Here is an 18,643-nt window from a genome sequence, read left to right as displayed (position 1 = left end):
CCGTAGACCCGACCCGGGGAGGTCCCCATGCAGGTGCGGTCCGCCCGCTCCGCCCAGGCGGTGCGGGACCCTGTGCACCACCCGGTCTTCGCCCGCTGGTACGCCCGTTTCAGCGTCGCCGCCGAGAGCCGCGCGGGGATGGCGGACGTACGGCGCAGGCTGCTCGGCGGTCTGTCCGGGCGGGTGATCGAGATCGGCGCGGGCAACGGCCTGAACTTCGCCCACTACCCGGGCACGGTCTCGGAGGTCGTCGCCATGGAGCCGGAGCGTGCGCTGCGCGCGCTGGCCGTGGAGGCGGCGCTGCGGGCGGAGGTGCCCGTGGACGTGGCGCCCGGGGTGGCGGAGGCGCTGCCCGTGAAGAGCGAGGCGTTCGACGCGGCGGTGCTGTCGCTGGTGCTGTGCAGCGTGCGGGACGTGCCGCGGGCGCTCGCGGAGGTGCGGCGGGTGCTGCGGCCCGGCGGCGAGGTGCGGTTCTTCGAGCACGGCGCGGGCGGCGGGCGGGTCATGCACGCCACCCAGCGGGCGCTGGACCGGACACTGTGGCCGCCGCTCGCGGGCGGCTGCCACCTGTCCCGGGATCCGGTCGCGGCGCTGCGGGAGGCGGGTTTCGAGCTGGGCCCCTACCGGCGCACGACGATCCCCGCGAACGGGCCCGCGCTGCCGCAGTCGTTCTGCGTCATCGGCACCGCGTGGCGGCCTCTCGCCGACGCGGGGGCCGACCGCGGGTGATCAGGCGCACCAGCGGCGCAGTTCGGCCGCGATGGCGTCGATGTCCGCGTCGCCCTTCTTGACCAGGCGGGCCAGGTCGCGCACCTGCTCGGGCGAGGTGACGACCTTCAGGCCGCCGGCGACCAGGTAGGCGTACGCGACGGCGGAGGCGAACAGCGCGTTGGAGCGCTCCAGGGCGGGGACGTGGATCAGCAGCTGGAGCAGGGCTGCGGCGCGGCTGTGCGGTGTGTCGTAGACGGGTACGCCGAATATCTCGGCGTCGTGCCGGGCGACGGCGGCGATCAGGGCGCCCCAGTCGGTGACCTGGGGGTCGCCGGGGGTCTGCTGCTCGGCGAGCATGAGCAGCCAGGCGAGATCGATGCGTACGTGGTCCAAGGGTCAGCGGCGGCCTTCTCGTGTGCCCTCGCGGTCCCGGCCGAACTCCTCGGCGAAGACGCTCTCGTACTGCTTCATGAAGTCGGCGGCGGCCTCGACGAAGGCGCGTCCTGCCTCGCCGGTGTCCTGCCGGACGAGTTCCTCGATGTAGCGGTTGACACTGATGCCTCGCGCCAGGGCACGCTCCCGGGCCGCGCGGGCGGTGCCCTCGTCCACGCGCACGTTCAGCTGGGTCTTCGCCATACCTCGACGCTAGCGCCGGGATGCTAGCGACGGCAAGGGGGGGACGGGATCGCGAGCTTATGTGCCCCTTACATCGGTGTTCCGCATCCGGCACTCCCGGGGGATGTTCCGCGCGGACCGGGCCGCCTTACCCTCGGCGCGACATGCTCGGCCCGGCTGTTCACCGGAGGAGGCGGCCTTGTCCACACCCGCTGAGGAGCACGCCCGGGGCCTCGCGCCCGCCGACGGCACCGCGGCCCGCGCCCGCGGGCTGACGAAGGCGTACGGCTCCGGCGAGACGGCGGTGATCGCCCTGGACTCGGTGGACGTGGACATCGCGCGCGGGCGCTTCACCGCGGTGATGGGGCCGTCGGGCTCCGGCAAGTCCACACTGATGCACTGCCTGGCCGGGCTCGACACCGTCTCCGCCGGTCAGGTCTGGCTCGGCGACACGGAGATCACCGGGCTGAAGGACCGTGAGCTGACCCGGCTGCGGCGGGACCGCGTCGGGTTCATGTTCCAGTCGTTCAACCTCATCCCCACGCTGAACGCGCGCGAGAACATCACCCTGCCCATGGACATCGCCGGGCAGAAGCCCGACGAGGCGTGGCTGGACCAGGTCATCGACACGCTGGGCCTGCGGGACCGTCTGAAGCACCGGCCCGCACAGCTGTCGGGCGGCCAGCAGCAGCGGGTCGCCTGCGCGCGGGCCCTGGCCTCCCGGCCCGAGCTGATCTTCGCCGACGAGCCGACCGGCAACCTCGACTCGCGCGCCGGACTCGAGGTGCTGGGCTTCCTCCGGGAGGCGGTGGACCGGCTGGGCCAGACGGTGGTCATGGTCACCCACGACCCCGGCGCCGCGGCCCACTCCGACCTGGTCCTCTTCCTGGCGGACGGCCGCATCGTGGACGAGATGCACCGCCCTACGGCGGAGTCGGTCCTGGAACGGATGAAGCGGTTCGACGTGGTACGGGGCGCGGCGGTCCCGGACGGAGCGGTGCCGCCGGGCGGTGGCGCACCGAGCGCCGCTCCTGCCGCCGGGGGAACCCCGCAGACCCCACCGGACGGCGGGACACCGCACCCCACAGCGCCGGACGGCGAGGGACAGACCGCGCCCCCGGACGCGAGGAAGCCGGGCGCCGCGCCCTCGGATGCCGAGCAGGCCGCCACACCGAAGGACGCCGGACGACCGGACGCCCCACCGCAGGACGGCGGGCGCCAGGGCGCTCCGCACGTGGCCGGCGGAGAGCCGAGCGGTGCGCCGCAAGGCGACGGGGCGCCGGGGGCCACGCCCCCTGGCGGCGGGACGACAAGCGGGCGGACGCGCCCCGCGTCGCCCGGCCGTGGCGCACCCGGCGCCGTCCCGCCCCGCGCCGGGGAGCCGGACGGCACGCAGCCCGGCGGGGAGGGCTGACGGCGTGCTCAAGGCGACCCTGCGGAGTTTCCTCGCGCACAAAGGGCGGCTGCTCCTGTCCGCCCTCGCCGTCGTGCTGTCCGTCGCGTTCGTCGCGGGCAGTCTGATCTTCTCCGACACCGTCAGCCGTACCTTCGACCGGCTGTTCGCCTCCAGTTCCGCCGATGTGACGGTGCAGCCGCGGGAGGATCTGGAGGCCGCGGTGCCGACCGGGGCCGTGGCGACGGTGCCCGCGGGGCTGGCCCGGCAACTCGCCGGTGTCGAGGGCGTGGCGTCGGCCCACCCGGACGTCGAGGTGGAGAACGTCACCGTCGTCGACGACCGCAACGAGTCGGTGGGCCCCACGACCGGCGCGCCGACCCTCGCCGTGGACTGGCACGTCACCGAGCGGAGCGTGGTGGAGCTGACCTCCGGCCGCACCCCGCGCGGGGACGGCGAGGCCGTGCTGGACGCGGACACCGCGGACGCGAAGGACGTGGAGATCGGCGACACGCTGACCGTGCAGGCGCAGCCGGGTTCGTTCCGCGTCGAGGTGGTCGGGATCGCCACCTTCACCACCACCAACCCGGGCGCGGCCCTGGTGTTCCTGGACCCGCAGGCGGCGGCCACCCGTCTGCTGGGCGGGGCGGACCGGGCCACCAGCGTCTCCGTGGAGGCGGCGCCGGGCATGCCCGACGCGGAGCTGAAGCGGCGGATCACCGCCGCACTCGGCGTCGGCGCCTACGAGATCAGGACGGCTGACGAGCAGGCCGAGACGGCCTCCGAGGAGCTGGGCGCGTTCCTCGACGTCATCAAGTACGCGATGCTGGGATTCGCCGGGATCGCCGTGCTCGTGGGCGTGTTCCTGATCGTCAACACCTTCTCGATGCTCATCGCCCAGCGCACCCGCGAGCTGGGCCTGCTGCGGGCGCTCGGCGCGGACCGGCGGCAGGTGCGGCGGTCGGTGCTGACGGAGGCGGTGCTGCTCGGGCTGGCCGGCTCGACGGTCGGTCTGGCGGCCGGGGTGGGGCTGGCCTTCGGCCTGATCCGGCTGATGAGCGCCTTCGGAATGAACCTCAGGACCACGGAGATGGTGGTCGGCTGGGCCACGCCCGTCTCCGCGTACGTGGTGGGCGTGGGGGTCACCTTCGTCGCCGCGTACCTCCCGGCCCGTCGTGCGGCGGCCGTCTCCCCGATGGCCGCGCTGGCCGACGCCGAGGTCGCCGGGGCCGGCCGGCCGCTGCGGGCCCGCGCGGTGGCCGGAGGCGTCGTCGGCGCGCTGGGCGCGGCGGCGCTGCTGGGCTGTGTGCTGTCCGGTGACACGGGGACGGCGGCGTCCCTGCTGGGGCTCGGAGTCGTGCTCACGCTGGTCGCCACCGTCGTGGCGGGCCCGCTGCTGGTGCGGCCGGTGATCCGGGTGCTGGGCGCGGCGTTCCCCGCGCTGTTCGGCGCGGTGGGCCGGATGAGCCGGCGCAACGCCCTGCGCAACCCGCGCCGTACCGGGGCCACGGCCGCCGCGCTGATGGTGGGGCTGGCCCTGGTGGGCGGTCTGTCGGTGGCCAGCGCGTCGATGTCCCGGTCCTTCGACGATCAGATCGACAAGACGCTCGGCGCGGACTTCGTGATCCAGAACGCGGGCTTCATGCCGTTCCCGCCGGAGGTCACGGACCGGGTGCGGGACACCGAGGGCGTGGGTCTGGTCGTACGGCAGCGGTTCGCGCCGGTGGCGGTGCGGCTGCCGGACGGCGAACGGGTCGAGACCACTGCCGCCGGGTACGACGACGGCGTCGACGACGTCGCCCGGGTGACGTACGCCGAAGGCGGTACGGAGGCCGCGCTGGCCGACGGCGGGATGGCCATGGACGCGGGGTTCGCGGCCGAGCACCGGGTGAGCCGGGGCGACCGGGTGCCGGTGGAGTTCCCCGGCGGCCGCACCGCCGAGTTCACGGTGGCCGCCCTGACCGACATGGAGGGCGGCGAGGGCTTCGGGATGCGCGGCGGGCTGTTCTTCGGCATGGCGGCCGTGGAGGAGTACGTGCCGGGCGGCCAGGACTCCGCGCTGTACGTCAACGCGGCGGCCGGCACCTCCCCGGACGAGCTGCGCGACCGGCTGGAGGCGACGCTCGACCCGTATCCGCAGGTGCAGGCGCGCGACCAGGCCGACTACAAGGAGCTGGTGCACGGGCAGATCGCCGTGCTGCTGTACCTGGTGTACGCCCTGCTGGGGCTGGCGATCGTGATCGCGGTGCTGGGCGTGGTCAACACGCTCGCGCTGTCGGTGGTGGAGCGCACCCGGGAGATCGGGCTGCTGCGGGCGATCGGGCTGGGCCGGCGGCAGCTGCGGCGCATGATCCGGCTGGAGTCCGTGGTGATCGCGGTGTTCGGCGCGGTGCTCGGGCTGGCGCTGGGGCTGGTGTGGGGCGTGTGCATCCAGCAGGTGCTGGCGCTGGAGGGCATGACAGCCTTCGCCGTGCCCTGGGGCACCGTGGTGGCGGTGGTCGTCGGGTCGGCGGTGGTGGGTGTGGCGGCGGCGCTGCTGCCGGCCCTGCGGGCATCGCGGATGAACGTCCTGGAGGCCATCGCCCACGAGTGAGCATCGCTGCGCGCCGTGGTCCGCATGGTGGAATTCCGTGATCACACCGCCACGGCCCTGCTGGGATCGGCCGCATGAGTGACATCACGAACGCACCGCGGATCCGGGCCGCGGGCCCCGACGACCTCGACGCCGTGCTGGCCTTCTGGAAGACGGCCGCCGAGGGCACCAGCATCAGCGACGACCGGGACGGCGTGGAGCGGCTGGTCGCCCGCGACCCCGAGGCGCTGATCCTCGCCGAGCGGGACGGGGCGCTGGTCGGCACGGTGATCGCGGGCTTCGACGGCTGGCGGTGCCATCTGTACCGCCTGGCGGTGCACCCGGACCACCGTCGCCAGGGCATCGCGACGGCGCTGCTGGCCGCCGCGGAGGAGCGGTTCACGGCGCTCGGCGGGCGCCGCGCGGACGCGATGGTGCTGCAGCGCAACGAGACCGCCCATCATGCGTGGGGCGCGGCGGGGTATGCGCCGGAGGAACGCTGGCGACGCTGGGTGAAGCCCCTCACCGGGTGATCCACGGCCCGTCGGCCGGTCCCTGCCCGTCCTCCCCCCGGTGAGGGCCGCCCGGCCCTCCGTGAAAGGTCGTGTCACCGCCCGTGGGCCCGCCTCCGGTTGCCGCCGACACCGCGCGTCCGACCCCGTCCTGTCCGACGATGGGACGGAGGTGACGCGATGACCGAAGTGCTCCTCCTGCTGGCGGCGATCCTGCTCTCGCTCCTGTGCGGGGCGTTCGTGGCGGCAGAGTTCTCCCTCACCACGGTCGAGCGGGCCGAGCTGGAGCGGGCGGTGGAGCGCGGCGAGCGGGGCGCCGCCGGCGCGCTCAAGGCCGTCCGCAGCCTGACCTTCCAGCTCTCCGGGGCCCAGCTCGGCATCACCGTCACCAACCTGGTGGTCGGCATGCTCGCCGAGCCGTCGATCGCCGCGCTGATCAGAGGCCCGCTGCGGGACCTCGGCGCCTCGGAGTCGCTGGCCCGCTCGCTGGCCCTGGTGATCGGCACCGGCCTGTCGACGGTGTTCCTGATGGTGGTCGGCGAGCTGGTGCCGAAGAACTGGGCGATCTCCTCGCCGCTGACGGTCGCCAAAGGGGTGGGCAACGCGCAGCGCTGGTTCAGCACCGCGTTCCGCCCGTTCATCACCCATCTGAACAACTCGGCCAACCGGATGGTGCGCCGGATCGGGCTGGAGCCGGCCGAGGAGCTGGAGTCCGCGCGCAGCCCCCAGGAGCTGGCCGCGCTGGCCCGGCACTCCGCCAGGAAGGGCGCCCTGGAGCCGGACACCGCCGAGCTGTTCGTCCGCACGCTGAACCTCGCCGATCTGACGGCGGAGAACGTGATGACGCCCCGCGTCCAGGTCATCGCCCTGGAGGAGAGGGCGACCTGCGAGGACGTGGCCAACGCCACCCGGGCGACCGGGCTGTCCCGGTTCCCCGTGTACCGCGAGACGCTGGACCGGGTGGTCGGCACGGCTCATGTGAAGGACGTGCTCGCGCTGCCCGCCGAACGCAGGCCGGAGGTGCCCGTGTCGGAGCTGATGCGCGAACCGCTGCTGGTGCCGGGCTCGCTCACCGTCGACCGGCTGCTGGACCGGCTGTCCGGCCGCCGCACCATGGCCGTGGTCATCGACGAGTACGGCGGCACGGCGGGCGTGGCCACCCTTGAGGACATCGTGGAGGAGGTGGTCGGCGAGGTCCGCGACGAGCACGACCCGCACGAGACGCCCGACCTGGCCCGGGCCGGCACCGACGAGACGGGCCACGCGCTGTTCTCCGCCGACGGTTCCGCGCGTCTGGACCAGCTGGCCCGGGTGGGGCTGCGCGCCCCGGAGGGACCGTACGAAACCCTGGCCGGGCTGGTGGCCGCCGAGCTGGGCCGGATTCCGGAGACGGGGGACGCCGTCGAGGTGGCAGGCTGGCGTCTTGAGGTCGCGGACGCCTTGGGCCGCCGCGCGGCGCGCGTGCTGCTGCGGGCGCCCCTCGACGAGGGGAAGCCGGACGGCGACGGGGCCGCGTCCGCCGACACCCATGACGACCCGGGGGCCCGCCGATGACCGCCGTGCAACTGCTGATCGGCCTGGCCACGCTGGTCGCCAACGCCTTCTTCGTCGGCGCGGAGTTCGCCCTGATCTCGGTGCGCCGCAGCCAGATCGAGCCGTACGCGGACGAGGGCGACCGGCGCGCCAAGCGGGTGCTGTGGGGGCTCGAGCACGTGTCCGCGCTGCTGGCGGCGGCGCAGCTGGGCATCACGCTGAGCACCCTGGTCCTCGGCATCGTCGCCGAGCCGGCCATCGCGCATCTGCTGGAGCCGGTGTTCCACGCGGTGGGCGTCCCCGAGGGCGCCGGGCACGCGGTGTCGTTCGTGATCGCGCTGACCCTGGCCACGTATCTGCACATGCTGCTCGGCGAGATGGTGCCGAAGAACATCGCGCTCGCCGAGCCGGTGCGCAGCGCGCTGCTGCTGGGCCCGCCGCTGGTGGCGCTGTCCCGTGCGCTGCGCCCGGTGATCTTCACGATCAACGCCTTCGCCAACACGGTGCTGCGGCTGTTGCGGGTGGAGACGCGGGACGAGGTCGCCGCGTCCTTCTCGGACGCCGAGCTGGCGCAGATCGTGAGGGACTCCGGCGAGGCGGGTCTGATCGACGACCGGGCCCGTGAGCGGCTGAACGACGCGCTGGAGCTGGGCCGGCGTCCGGTGCGGGACGTGGTGCTGCCGCTGGAGCGGGTGGTCCACGCGCGCGTGGGCGTCACGCCGGAGGAGCTGGAGCGGCTGTCCGCGGAGTCCGGCTTCTCGCGGTTCCCGGTGGTGGACGAGCAGCGGCGGATCGTCGGGTATCTGCACGTCAAGGACGCCTTGGACGCCTCGCCGCGGGACATGCCGTTCCGGCTGCGGGACATGCGGCCGATCGCGCGGGTCCGGGAGAGCACTCCGCTGGACGACGTGCTCACCGCGATGCGGCGCAGCCGTACGCACCTGGCGGCCGTGATCGGCGCGGACGGGCGGATGGCGGGGCTGGTGACGATGGAGGACGTGCTGCGGGAGCTGTTCGGGCAGCGCACCTGACCGGCTGCTCCCGCCCGGGGGAGGTGACCGACCGGCGGGTATGTGCCAGGGGCTACCATTTCTGTCGCCATGCAGACGAACCCCACCCCCAGCGCCCCCGCCCACACCAGCCTCGTGGCCCTGGGCGACTCCTTCACCGAAGGCATGTCGGACCTGCTGCCCGACGGCACCTACCGCGGCTGGGCCGACCTGCTCGCGGCCCGGATGGCCTCGGTCACGCCCGGCTTCCGCTACGCCAACCTCGCGGTGCGCGGCAAGCTGATCCAGCAGATCGTCGACGAGCAGGTCGGCCGCGCGGCGGCCATGGGCGCCGACGTGATCACCCTGGTCGGCGGTCTGAACGACACCCTCCGCCCCAAGTGCGACATGGGCCGGGTGAGGGACCTGCTGACCGAGGCCGTGGAGCGGCTGGCCCCGCACTGCAAGCAACTCGTGCTGATGCGCAGCCCGGGCCGTCAGGGACCGGTGCTGGAACGCTTCCGCCCCCGCATGGAGGCGCTGTTCACGTGCGTCGACGAGCTCGCCGCCCGGCACGACGCGGTGGTGGTCGACCTGTACGGGGCGCCCGCGCTCGGCGACCCCCGGCTGTGGGACGTGGACCGGCTGCACCTCACCGGCGAGGGGCACCGCAGGGTCGCGGAGGCGGTGTGGCAGGCGCTCGGCCACCCGGCGGAGGACCCCGAGTGGCATCTGCCTCCGGAGGCGACGCTGCCGCCGCACTGGGTGGCGCGCCGGGTCGAGGACGTGCGGTTCGCCCGCCGGCACCTGCTGCCGTGGATCGGCCGCCGGCTCACCGGGCGCTCCTCGGGGGACGGCCTGCCGCCCAAGCGCCCCGAGCTGCTGCCGTACGAGACGGCGTAGCGGTCCTCTCGTACGTTCCTCCAGGTCACCCCGCGGCGCGGGCCTGCACGAATCGCCAGTAGACTCCCTGTACGTGACTGCTGCGCCCGCCAAGCCCCGTATCCCGAACGTCCTCGCCGGACGCTACGCCTCCGCCGAGCTCGCCACGCTCTGGTCGCCCGAGCAGAAGGTGAGGCTCGAGCGGCGGCTCTGGCTCGCCGTGCTGAAGGCCCAGAAGGACCTCGGGATCGAGGTGCCCGACACGGCGATCGCCGACTACGAGCGGGTCCTCGACACCGTGGACCTGGCCTCGATCGCCGAGCGCGAGAAGGTCACCCGCCACGACGTGAAGGCGCGGATCGAGGAGTTCAACGACCTCGCCGGGCACGAGCACGTGCACAAGGGCATGACCTCCCGCGATCTCACCGAGAACGTCGAGCAGCTGCAGATCCGGCTCTCGCTGGAGCTGATGCGCGACCGCACGGTGGCCGTGCTGGCGCGCCTCGGCAAGCTGGCCGGGGAGTACGGCGAGCTGGTGATGGCCGGCCGTTCGCACAACGTGGCCGCGCAGGCCACCACCCTCGGCAAGCGCTTCGCGACCGCCGCCGACGAGCTGCTGGTGGCGTACGGGCGGCTGGAGGAGCTGCTGGGCCGGTACCCGCTGCGCGGCATCAAGGGCCCGGTCGGCACCGCGCAGGACATGCTGGACCTGCTCGGCGGGGACGCCGCCAAGCTGGCCGAGCTGGAGAACCGGATCGCCGGCCACCTGGGCTTCTCCCAGGCGTTCACCTCCGTCGGCCAGGTCTACCCGCGCTCCCTGGACTACGACGTCGTCACCGCGCTGGTGCAGCTGGCCGCGGCGCCGTCCTCGCTGGCGAAGACGATCCGGCTGATGGCCGGGCACGAGCTGGTCACCGAGGGCTTCAAGCCGGGGCAGGTCGGCTCGTCCGCGATGCCGCACAAGATGAACACGCGCTCCTGCGAGCGGGTCAACGGCCTGATGGTCATCCTGCGCGGCTACGCGTCGATGACGGGCGAGCTGGCGGGCGACCAGTGGAACGAGGGAGACGTGTCCTGCTCGGTGGTGCGCCGGGTCGCGCTGCCGGACGCGTTCTTCGCGCTCGACGGGCTGCTGGAGACGTTCCTGACCGTGCTCGACGAGTTCGGCGCCTTCCCGGCCGTCGTGGCCCGGGAGCTGGACCGCTACCTGCCGTTCCTCGCCACCACCAAGGTGCTGATGGGCGCGGTGCGCGCGGGCGTCGGCCGTGAGGTCGCCCACGAGGCGATCAAGGAGAACGCCGTCGCCACCGCGCTCGCCATGCGGGAGCAGGGCGCCGAGCGCAACGACCTGCTCGACAAGCTCGCCGGCGACGAGCGGCTGCCGCTGGGCCGCGCGGAGCTGGAGGCGCTGATGGCGGACAAGCTGTCCTTCACCGGCGCCGCGAGCGACCAGGTGACCTCCGTGGTCGGCCGGATCGACGAGATCGTGAAGCAGCACCCGGAGGCCGCCGGCTACATCCCCGGGGCGATCCTCTGAGCCGCTTCACCCAGGAGGAACTCGAGGCCGCCCGCGACCGTCTGGTGCCGGACGTGGTCGCGGACGGTCTGCGGGTGCTGTTCTGCGGCATCAACCCGGGCCTGATGACGGCCGCCACGGGCCACCACTTCGCGCGCCCCGGCAACCGCTTCTGGCCCGCCCTGCACCGCTCCGGCTTCACCCCGCGCCTGCTGCCGCCGTCGGAGCAGCGGGAGCTGCTGTCGTACGGGCTCGGTATCACCAACGTGGTGGCGCGGGCGACCGCGCGGGCCGACGAGCTGACGGCCGAGGAGTACCGGGAGGGCGGGCGTGAGCTCGCCGTGAAGGTGGCCCGGCTGCGTCCGCGCTGGCTGGCCGTGCTGGGGGTGACCGCGTACCGGGCGGCGTTCGACGACCGCAACGCCAAGGTGGGGCCGCAGGTGCGGACCATCGGCGAGTCCCGGGTGTGGGTGCTGCCCAATCCCAGCGGGCTGAACGCGCACTGGACGCCGGCGACGCTCGCCGAGGAGTTCGCGCGGCTGCGGGAGGCGGCGGAGCAGGGGTGACGCGTCCCTGAGGATCTGTGTCTCCTCAAGGCGGCGCGGTCTCCGTGACCACGGCCAGGAGCTGCACGGAGCCGCCCGGGTCCCGGTCGGCGAGCGCGACCACGACCCAGCGGCCGGTGCCCCGCACCTCCCACAGCCAGGCCACGCCCGCGTGGTGACTCAGCCAGCCCCACGGCTCGGGTACGTCCTCCCGCTCCGTGCGCAGCTCCACCGTCTGCAGGTTGTACGGATCGGAGTCGCCCCAGCGGGAGGCGAGCAGTTCGTACACCGCGTCGCGGTCCTTCTCGAACTGCTCCACCGTCACCGCCCAGCCGGCCGGGTCCAGGTCCGGGCGGTCGCCGGACTCCAGCACGGCGACATGGTGGCCCGGTCCCGAGAAGCCGACGTCCGACGGACCGTGCTCCGCCGGGAAGGGCCGGAAGCACAGCTCGTCGATGAGGGCGATGTGCCGGGCGAGGTTCATGGCTCCAGTAAACCCGCAGCCACTGACAGTTGGCGGCGGGTCAACCGGCCACCCTTCAGGCGTCCTGACGGCGCAGCCGCCACCCGCCCGCCAGCAGGGCCGCGGCCGTCCAGCACGCGGTGACGGCAAGTCCCGTCCACGGGCCGAGCGTTCCGTCGGGCACGCTGCGCAGCACCGTCTGCCCCGCGCGGTCCGGCATGAAGTCGGCGACCGTCCCGAGCGCGTCGCCGATCACGAACGACACGATCAGGACGAACGGGATCAGCACCGACAGGGTGGCCACCCCGCTGCGCAGCAGCGTGGCGAGTCCGGCCGCGAACAGCGCCATGAGCGTGAGGTAGACGGCGCCGCCGACCACACCGCGCACCTGGTCGGCGGTGGTCAGGCCGTCGGCCGCGTCGCCGAGTCCGGCCAGGCCGGCGAGGAGCGCGGCCAGGGACGTCACCAGGGCCACCACCAGGACGACGGCGGCGATCGCGGCCGCCTTGGCGGCGAACCACAGCCCGCGACGCGGGACCGCCGTCAGCGACAGCCGCACGGCGGCGCCCTCGCGGTACTCGGCGGACACGGCCAGGGAGCCGAAGGTGATGGCGGCGATCTGGCCGAGTGCGGTGCCGGACAGGGCCGCGAACAGCGGGTCGGCGCCCTGGTCCTCGGGGTCCAGGCCCGCGAGCGCGGAGAAGGCGGTGGTCACCGCGAACAGCACGAGCAGGGTGGCGAGCAGCGGGCGGACGGTGCGGATCTTCAGCCACTCGGAGCGGAACACGGGGGCGAACGGCACGGTCAGGCCTCCTGCTGCTGGGGGGTGAACTCGGTCTCGGCGGCGGTCAGATCCAGGTAGGCCTGCTCCAGGGTGCCCTCGTCGGCGGCGAGTTCGAGGAGCGGTACCCCGTCGGCCGAGGCGAGGCGCCCGATGTCGTCCACGCGCGCGTCGGGCACGGTCCAGTGGCCGTCGGGGTGGCGCACCGCCTGGTGGCCGTGGCGGGCCAGGACGTTCTCCAGCGCGTCCGGGTCGGAGGTGCGGACCCGGACGGCGGGCCGTACGCGCGCGTCGATGAACTCCCGCAGGGGGGTGTCGGCCAGCAGCCTGCCCCGGCCCAGGACGACCAGGTGGTCGGCGAACGAGGCGGTCTCGTTCATCAGATGACTGGACACCAGCACGGTCCGCCCCTCGTCCGCGAGCCGCCGCAGCAGTCCGCGGATCCACACGATGCCCTCCGGGTCGAGGCCGTTGGACGGCTCGTCGAGCATCACCACCTCCGGGTCGCCGAGCAGCGCGGCGGCGATGCCGAGCCGCTGCCGCATGCCGAGCGAGTACGTCCGCACCCGGCGGCGGGCCGCAGGGGCCAGCCCGGTCTCCTCGAGCACCTCGTCCACCCGGCGGTCCGGGATGCGGTGCGTCGCCGCCAGGACGCGCAGGTGGTCGCGGCCGGTGCGGGAGCCGAGGGCGGCGCCGGCGTCGAGCAACGCGCCCACCGTGCGCAGGGGTTCGCGCAGGGCCGCGTACGGCCGCCCGTCGAGGCCGGCCGAGCCGGAGGTGGGGTGGTCCAGGCCGAGTACCAGGCGCAGGGTGGTGGACTTGCCGGCGCCGTTGGGGCCGAGGAAGCCGGTGACGCGGCCGGGCGGCACGGTGAAGGTGAGGTCGTCGACGGCTCGTCGGGCGCCGTACTCCTTGGTGAGGTCGCGGACGTCGATGCTGGTCATGGCGTCAGCGTGGTGGGCCGGCCCTGCGCGGGGCCTCCCCCGTGCGTGGAGATCGTCTCCCCCGTGCGGGGGAGCCCGTTGCCGGCTCCGGGTGTCACGATGACGGAATGGTTCGGCTGCTGCGCCCGCTGGTCCGCGGGAGGACGTACACACGGCTGCTGCACATGTGGGTGCCGGTGGCAGCGGTCAGCGTGTGGTGGTGGGTGGCGCCTGGGCTGCCCTGGGTGCCGCTGGTCGTGCTGGTGCCGGTGGGGCTGTTGCCGGGGGCGCGCGTGGCCGAGGTGATGCAGGCCCGGCTGCTGCTCACCCCGGACGAGGCGGATCCGGACTTCGCCACGCGTCCGGCCACGGCCTGGCCGGACCGCTGGCGGACCGTGCTGTGGCTGGTGTTCCGCATGCTGCTCGGCGGTGTCGTCGCCTGGGGGACGGTGTGGCTGCCGATCGTCGCGTACGCACTGGCCGCGCGGACGGTGGGGCACGAGACCGAGGACCTGCCGCAGGTGTCGGGCCCGCCGGACTGGGTGTTCGGCCTGCTCGTCCCGCTGCCGCTCGTCGCGCTGTACGCGCTCGTGGCCGGCGGCGGCGCGGTCCTCACCGCCGTCGCCCGGCGGCTGCTGGGCCCGTCGGTCGCCGAGCGTCTCGCGGCCGTCGAGGAGCGCACCGAGCAGCTGCTCGAGCGCACCCGGATCGCGCGCGAGCTGCACGACTCCATCGGGCACGCGCTGACCGTGGCGGTCGTGCAGGCCGGAGCCGCCCGAGCGGCGAACAGCCCGGAGTTCACCGAGCGCGCCCTCGCGGCCATCGAGGACACCGGCCGGGCCGCCCTGGAGGACCTGGAGCGGGTGCTCGGCGTGCTGCGCGAGTCGGAGCGGCCGGCGAGTGCCCGGCCGACGCTCGCCGACGCCGACCGGCTGCTGGAGTCCGCGCGCGCCTCGGGGGCGACGGTCGACGCCGAGGTCACCGGGCCGTTGGAGACCCTGCCCGGCCCCCTCTCCCGCGAGGGCTACCGCATCCTCCAGGAGGCGCTGACCAACGTGCTGCGGCACGCGGGCGCGGTGCCCGCCCGGGTCCGGGTGTCCACCGGGGACGGCCTGCTGATGCTGGAGGTGCGCAATCCGCTGCCGGACGACCGGCCCGCCGCGGGCCGTGGCAGCGGCCTGCGCGGCATACGCGAGCGGGCGGCGCTGCTCGGCGGGCGGGCGCACACCGGCCCGGACGGGAACGGCGACTGGCAGGTGCGGGTCGAACTGCCCCTGGGCTGATCTACGCTGGCCGCATGCCGGTCAGAGTGCTCCTCGTCGACGACGAACCCCTGGTGCGCGCGGGGCTCAGGGCCGTGCTGGAGGCGCAGCCGGACATCGAGGTCGCCGGGGAGGCGGCCGACGGAGCGGCGGTGATCCCGCTGGTACGGCGGCTGCGACCGGACGTGGTCGCCATGGACGTACGGATGCCGTTGCTGGACGGCATCGAGGCGACGCGCGCGCTGCTGCGGACGGTGCCGGACCCGCCGAAGATCCTCGTGGTGACGACGTTCGAGAACGACGAGTACGTGTACGAGGCGCTGCGTGCCGGGGCGGACGGGTTCCTGCTGAAGCGGGCCCGGCCGGCGGAGATCGTGCACGCGGTGCGGCTGATCGCCGAGGGCGAGTCGCTGCTGTTCCCCGCCTCGGTACGGCAGCTGGCGGCGGAGTACGGCGAGGGCGGCGGGAACCGCGCGGCCCGTGCCGCGCTGGAGCGCGCCCGGCTCACCGAACGGGAGGGCGAGGTGCTGCGGCTGATGGCGCGTGGCCTGTCGAACGCGGAGATCGCCACGCGTCTCGTGGTCGGCACGGAGACGGTGAAGTCGCATGTGAGCGCCGTGCTGGCGAAGCTGGGCGCGCGGGACCGGACGCAGGCGGTGATCACGGCGTACGAGTCGGGGTTCGTGGCGCCGGGCTGAGCGGGCCGTGTGAAAGGGGAGGCGGGGGGCGCCCGCCCGGTGGTCGCCGGGGTGCGCCGTGCCGAGTACGATCCGCCCAACACGCGCACGAGCTGGGAGGACGGACGGTGGGTCGGCTGACCGGCGGGGATCCCTCGCTGCTGCGGAGGATCAACTCCGCGGTGGTGCTGCACGCGTTGCGGGCCACGGACTGCGCGACGCTGACCGAGGTGACCCGGGTGACGGGGCTGTCCCGGCCGACCGTCGAGGGCGTCGTGGAGGGTCTGATCGAGGCGGGCCTGGTCGTCGAGGCGGCGGCCGACGAGGGCGCCGCACGCCGTCAGGGCCGCCCGGCGCGGCGGTTCCGCTTCCGGGCGGAGGCGGGTCATCTGCTGGGCCTGGAGATCGGTGTGCACCGGGTGGCCGCGCTGCTGGCCGACCTCGACGGCCGGGTGATCGGCGCACAGGTGCGGGACGTGGACGAGACGGTCGACGCCGACGAGCGTCTCGACCGGCTGCGGACGGCCGTCGCGGAGCTGCTGCGGCGGGCCGGAGTGCCGCGCGGCTCGCTGCGGGCGGTCGGTGTGGGCACCCCCGGCATCGTCGACGCGGACGGGACGGTGCGGCTGGGCACGGCGCTGCCCGGCTGGACGGGGTTGAGCCTCGGCGAGCGGCTGAGCCGTTCCTTCACGTGTCCGGTGCTGGTGGAGAACGACGCCAACGCGGCGGTGGTGGCGGAGCACTGGAAGGGCTCGGCGAAGGGCCGCGACGACGTGGTGTTCGTGCTGGCCGGGCTGAGCCCGGGGGCGGGTTCGCTGATCGGCGGGCGGCTGCACCGGGGGTACGGCGGCGCGGCCGGCGAGATCGGGGCGCTGCATCTGCTGGGGCGTGAGGCGACGCCGGAGACGCTGCTGTCGACCACGGACGAGCCGCTGCATCCGCTGGACGAGCGAGCCGTGGCCCAGGTGTTCGCGCAGGCGCGTAAGGGCGACCAGCGGGCGCTGGCGGCGATGGACCGGTTCATCCAGCGGCTGGTCCACGACGTGGCGGCGCTGGTGCTGGCGCTCGACCCGGAGCTGGTCGTGATCGGGGGCTGGGCGGCCGGTCTTGACGGGGTGCTGGAGCCGCTGCGCCGCGAGCTGGCCCGCTACTGCCTGCGCCCGCCTGAGGTCACCCTGTCCCTGCTGGGAGAGGCGGCGGTGGCGACGGGCGCGGTGCGGCTGGCGCTCGACCATGTCGAGGAGCAGCTTTTCGCCGTGGAGGGCACGGTGACGGCCCGGCGCTGACGTACGCGCGCGCCGTGGGGCGGGGCCCCACGGCGCGTCGACGGTGCGTCAGTGAACCTCGCCTGTCAGGACGCCTGGCGCTCCGGGCCGTGGTGTATCTCGACCCCGCCGGAGTCGCCGAAGGTCAGGCGGCAGGTGTCCGCGCGGTAGGTGGCCACCGAGAGGGCGGCGGTGCGTCCGCGGGCGATGTAGCGGGTGGTGACGACGAGGACGGGGGCGCCGGGCAGGCGGTCCAGTTCCCTCGCCTCGTCCGCGCCGGCCGAGCCGAGCTCCACCGCGTTCTCCTGGCGCTCCAGTTCCAGGCGCTGCAGTTCACGCAGCACCGCGCGGGCGCGCGCCGCGCCGGACGGGGCGTCGATGCCGGAGAGGTCGGGCACCGAGGCGGCCGGGATGTACAGCAGCTCGGACGCGACGGGCTGGCCACGGGAGACGCGGGAGCGGCGCACGATGTGCACGGCTTCGTCGCCGCCGGTCACCAGGGGCTCGGCGAGCGCGGCGGGCGGCACCTCGAGCCGGCAGTCCACGGCGTGCCACGCGTCGTCCGGGCCGCCGGGCCAGGCGTGCTGCTCGCTGCCGACGGAGACGCCCATGCGCGGCGGGGCGACGGTGGTGCCCACCCCCCTGCGGCGCTGCAGCCGGCCTTCCAGCTCGAGCTGTTCGAGGGCCTGCCGGAGCGTGGCGCGCGCGACGCCGAAGCGCGCGGCCAGGTCACGCTCGTTGGGCAGGATCTCGCCCACGGAGAACTCCGAGTCCAGCGCCTCGGTGAGCACGGTCTTCAGATGCCAGTACTTCGGTTCCGGCACCGATTCCAGCTGCGTGGTCCCCACCCTGTCCTCCACGATCGCCGTGTCCGGCGGCGTTTTAGCGCCCTTGTTTATTAAAGGTTGTTTCACTTCTCTGCGACCATAGGGCGGCCACCGGACTTGGTCAATACCAATCGGCAGCGCACGGGAGGCCCCCGGCGCGCGGTGCGCCGGGGGGGCCTGCGGGAACGGGCGGAACGCGCCTACGGGAGCGCGGTGAGGGCGGCCAGCTTGTCGGGGTTGCGGACCACGTAGACGGTGCGGATCCGGTCGCCGTCGGCGTCGATCTGCACGACCGTGTCCGGCTTCCCGCCGGACAGGACGAGCACCGCGGGACCGCCGTTGAGCTCGAGCACGCGGACGGACACGTCCGGCAGCCCCTTGCCGGCCACGCCGACGAAGAAGCGGCCCACGTGGTCGGCGCCGTCCAGCACCCGCAGCGGGGCGCGCGCCTTGCCGCCGCTGTCGCCGACGAGCCGGACGTCCGGGGCGAGCAGCTCCATGAGGCCCGCCAGGTCTCCCCCGGCTGCCGCGTCCAGGAAGCGTTCGGTGAGGACGCGGCGGCGGGCGGGGTCGACGTCGTAGCGGGGGCGCCTGTCGTCGACATGGCGGCGGGCGCGGGCGCCGAGCTGGCGCACGGCCGCCTCGCCGCGGTCGAGCAGGGCCGCGATGTCGGCGTACGGGTAGCCGAACGCCTCCCTCAGTACGAACACCGCGCGCTCCAGCGGGGAGAGCGTCTCCATGACGACGAGCACCGCGAGGGACACGGAGTCGGCGAGCACGGCCCGCTCGGCGGTGTCCGTCACGGTGTCACCGAAGTGGGTGACGTACGGCTCGGGGAGCCAGGGGCCCACGTAGGTCTCGCCGCGCGCCTTGATCTGCCGGAGCCGGTCGACGGCGAGGCGGGTGGTGATCCGCACGAGGAAGCCGCGTGGTTCGCGGACCTCGGTCCTGTCGTCGGCGGACCAGCGCAGCCAGGCGTCCTGGACGACGTCCTCGGCGTCGGCCACACGGCCCAGCATGCGGTAGGCGATGCCCATGAGGACGGGGCGGTGTTCCTCGAAGACGTCGGTCGCGGTGTCGGCGGTCACCCGGCCATCCCAGCGGAATGGTGCCGAGGTGTCCAGGCAGGACGGGCTACCCGTCGGTAGCAATTGCTGACAAGCTGTCTACGCCGTCC

General features: G+C 74.2%; 18 protein-coding genes and 1 pseudogene. 12 read left to right on the top strand and 7 right to left on the bottom strand.

Annotation, left to right across the window (positions count from 1 at the left end; all coding sequences use genetic code 11):
• Positions 1–27: 27 nt before the first annotated feature.
• Positions 28–729, top strand: coding sequence for a class I SAM-dependent methyltransferase (locus ELQ39_RS28320; RefSeq protein ID WP_242594709.1), 702 nt, complete (start codon positions 28–30; stop codon positions 727–729).
• Here the strand turns inward: ELQ39_RS28320 and ELQ39_RS28315 are convergent, their stop codons facing one another.
• Together ELQ39_RS28315 and ELQ39_RS28310 are read right to left on the bottom strand one after the other, a co-directional pair.
• Complete coding sequence (locus ELQ39_RS28315; RefSeq protein ID WP_190003645.1) at positions 730–1,104, bottom strand: fic family toxin-antitoxin system, toxin component; 375 nt, start codon at positions 1,102–1,104, stop codon at positions 730–732. It abuts the gene before it with no gap.
• Between the two features lie 3 nt (positions 1,105–1,107).
• Positions 1,108–1,347: a hypothetical protein gene (locus tag ELQ39_RS28310; RefSeq protein ID WP_019524761.1), complete on the bottom strand. Its 240-nt coding sequence runs from the start codon at positions 1,345–1,347 to the stop codon at positions 1,108–1,110.
• 178 nt (positions 1,348–1,525) lie between these two features.
• Here ELQ39_RS28310 and ELQ39_RS28305 point away from each other — a divergent pair.
• From ELQ39_RS28305 to mug, 8 genes and pseudogenes are all read left to right on the top strand, one after another.
• Positions 1,526–2,368 (top strand): annotated as a pseudogene (locus ELQ39_RS28305) (ABC transporter ATP-binding protein); the annotation flags it as partial.
• A gap of 376 nt (positions 2,369–2,744) precedes the next feature.
• Complete coding sequence (locus ELQ39_RS28300) at positions 2,745–5,312, top strand: ABC transporter permease (RefSeq protein WP_242594707.1); 2,568 nt, start codon at positions 2,745–2,747, stop codon at positions 5,310–5,312.
• 74 nt (positions 5,313–5,386) lie between these two features.
• Positions 5,387–5,824, top strand: a complete 438-nt coding sequence (locus ELQ39_RS28295; RefSeq protein WP_190003642.1) for a GNAT family N-acetyltransferase — start codon at positions 5,387–5,389, stop codon at positions 5,822–5,824.
• Between the two features lie 159 nt (positions 5,825–5,983).
• Positions 5,984–7,357 (top strand): hemolysin family protein, encoded by a 1,374-nt coding sequence (locus tag ELQ39_RS28290; RefSeq protein WP_242594705.1) that lies wholly within the window; start codon positions 5,984–5,986, stop codon positions 7,355–7,357.
• Positions 7,354–8,367, top strand: coding sequence for a hemolysin family protein (locus ELQ39_RS28285; protein ID WP_225626252.1), 1,014 nt, complete (start codon positions 7,354–7,356; stop codon positions 8,365–8,367). The genes ELQ39_RS28290 and ELQ39_RS28285 overlap by 4 nt, the downstream gene beginning before the upstream one ends.
• A 69-nt stretch (positions 8,368–8,436) precedes the next feature.
• Positions 8,437–9,228: an SGNH/GDSL hydrolase family protein gene (locus ELQ39_RS28280; RefSeq protein WP_242594703.1), complete on the top strand. Its 792-nt coding sequence runs from the start codon at positions 8,437–8,439 to the stop codon at positions 9,226–9,228.
• A 73-nt stretch (positions 9,229–9,301) separates the two neighbouring features.
• A complete protein-coding gene (purB, locus tag ELQ39_RS28275) occupies positions 9,302–10,744 on the top strand; it encodes an adenylosuccinate lyase (protein ID WP_242594701.1) in 1,443 nt (480 codons plus the stop codon).
• Between the two features lie 44 nt (positions 10,745–10,788).
• Positions 10,789–11,289 carry a G/U mismatch-specific DNA glycosylase gene (gene mug, locus ELQ39_RS28270; protein ID WP_225626251.1) on the top strand — a complete coding sequence of 167 codons (501 nt, stop codon included), beginning with the start codon at positions 10,789–10,791 and terminating at the stop codon, positions 11,287–11,289.
• 25 nt (positions 11,290–11,314) lie between these two features.
• Here mug and ELQ39_RS28265 read toward each other — a convergent pair whose 3' ends face one another.
• From ELQ39_RS28265 to ELQ39_RS28255, 3 genes are read right to left on the bottom strand one after another with little or no spacing between them, the layout of a single operon-like run.
• Entirely contained in the window at positions 11,315–11,752 is a 438-nt protein-coding gene (locus tag ELQ39_RS28265) for a hypothetical protein (protein ID WP_242594699.1), read from the bottom strand.
• Positions 11,753–11,807: 55 nt separating this feature from the next.
• On the bottom strand, positions 11,808–12,533 hold the full coding sequence (locus ELQ39_RS28260; RefSeq protein WP_242594697.1) for an ABC transporter permease: 726 nt from the start codon (positions 12,531–12,533) through the stop codon (positions 11,808–11,810).
• 2 nt (positions 12,534–12,535) lie between these two features.
• Positions 12,536–13,456, bottom strand: coding sequence for an ABC transporter ATP-binding protein (locus ELQ39_RS28255; protein WP_242594695.1), 921 nt, complete (start codon positions 13,454–13,456; stop codon positions 12,536–12,538).
• Positions 13,457–13,563: 107 nt separating this feature from the next.
• On the opposite strand from ELQ39_RS28255, the gene ELQ39_RS28250 reads away from it, so the two are divergent.
• The 3 genes from ELQ39_RS28250 to ELQ39_RS28240 all read left to right on the top strand — a co-directional run bounded on the left by ELQ39_RS28250 (position 13,564) and on the right by ELQ39_RS28240 (position 16,660).
• Positions 13,564–14,718 (top strand): sensor histidine kinase, encoded by a 1,155-nt coding sequence (locus tag ELQ39_RS28250; protein WP_242594694.1) that lies wholly within the window; start codon positions 13,564–13,566, stop codon positions 14,716–14,718.
• 14 nt (positions 14,719–14,732) lie between these two features.
• On the top strand, positions 14,733–15,395 hold the full coding sequence (locus ELQ39_RS28245) for a response regulator transcription factor (RefSeq protein ID WP_242594692.1): 663 nt from the start codon (positions 14,733–14,735) through the stop codon (positions 15,393–15,395).
• Positions 15,396–15,502: 107 nt separating this feature from the next.
• Positions 15,503–16,660, top strand: a complete 1,158-nt coding sequence (locus ELQ39_RS28240; protein WP_242594690.1) for an ROK family transcriptional regulator — start codon at positions 15,503–15,505, stop codon at positions 16,658–16,660.
• Positions 16,661–16,725: 65 nt separating this feature from the next.
• Here the strand turns inward: ELQ39_RS28240 and ELQ39_RS28235 are convergent, their stop codons facing one another.
• Positions 16,726–17,487, bottom strand: coding sequence for a GntR family transcriptional regulator (locus tag ELQ39_RS28235; protein WP_190003630.1), 762 nt, complete (start codon positions 17,485–17,487; stop codon positions 16,726–16,728).
• Between the two features lie 179 nt (positions 17,488–17,666).
• Positions 17,667–18,554: an RNA polymerase sigma-70 factor gene (locus ELQ39_RS28230; RefSeq protein WP_190003629.1), complete on the bottom strand. Its 888-nt coding sequence runs from the start codon at positions 18,552–18,554 to the stop codon at positions 17,667–17,669.
• Positions 18,555–18,643 lie beyond the last annotated feature (89 nt).

It is taken from the genome of Streptomyces sp. GB4-14, assembly GCF_022696125.1.
GTDB classification, from domain to species: Bacteria; Actinomycetota; Actinomycetes; order Streptomycetales; family Streptomycetaceae; genus Streptomyces; species Streptomyces werraensis.
This window is presented reverse-complemented; position numbering and strand designations above follow the sequence as displayed.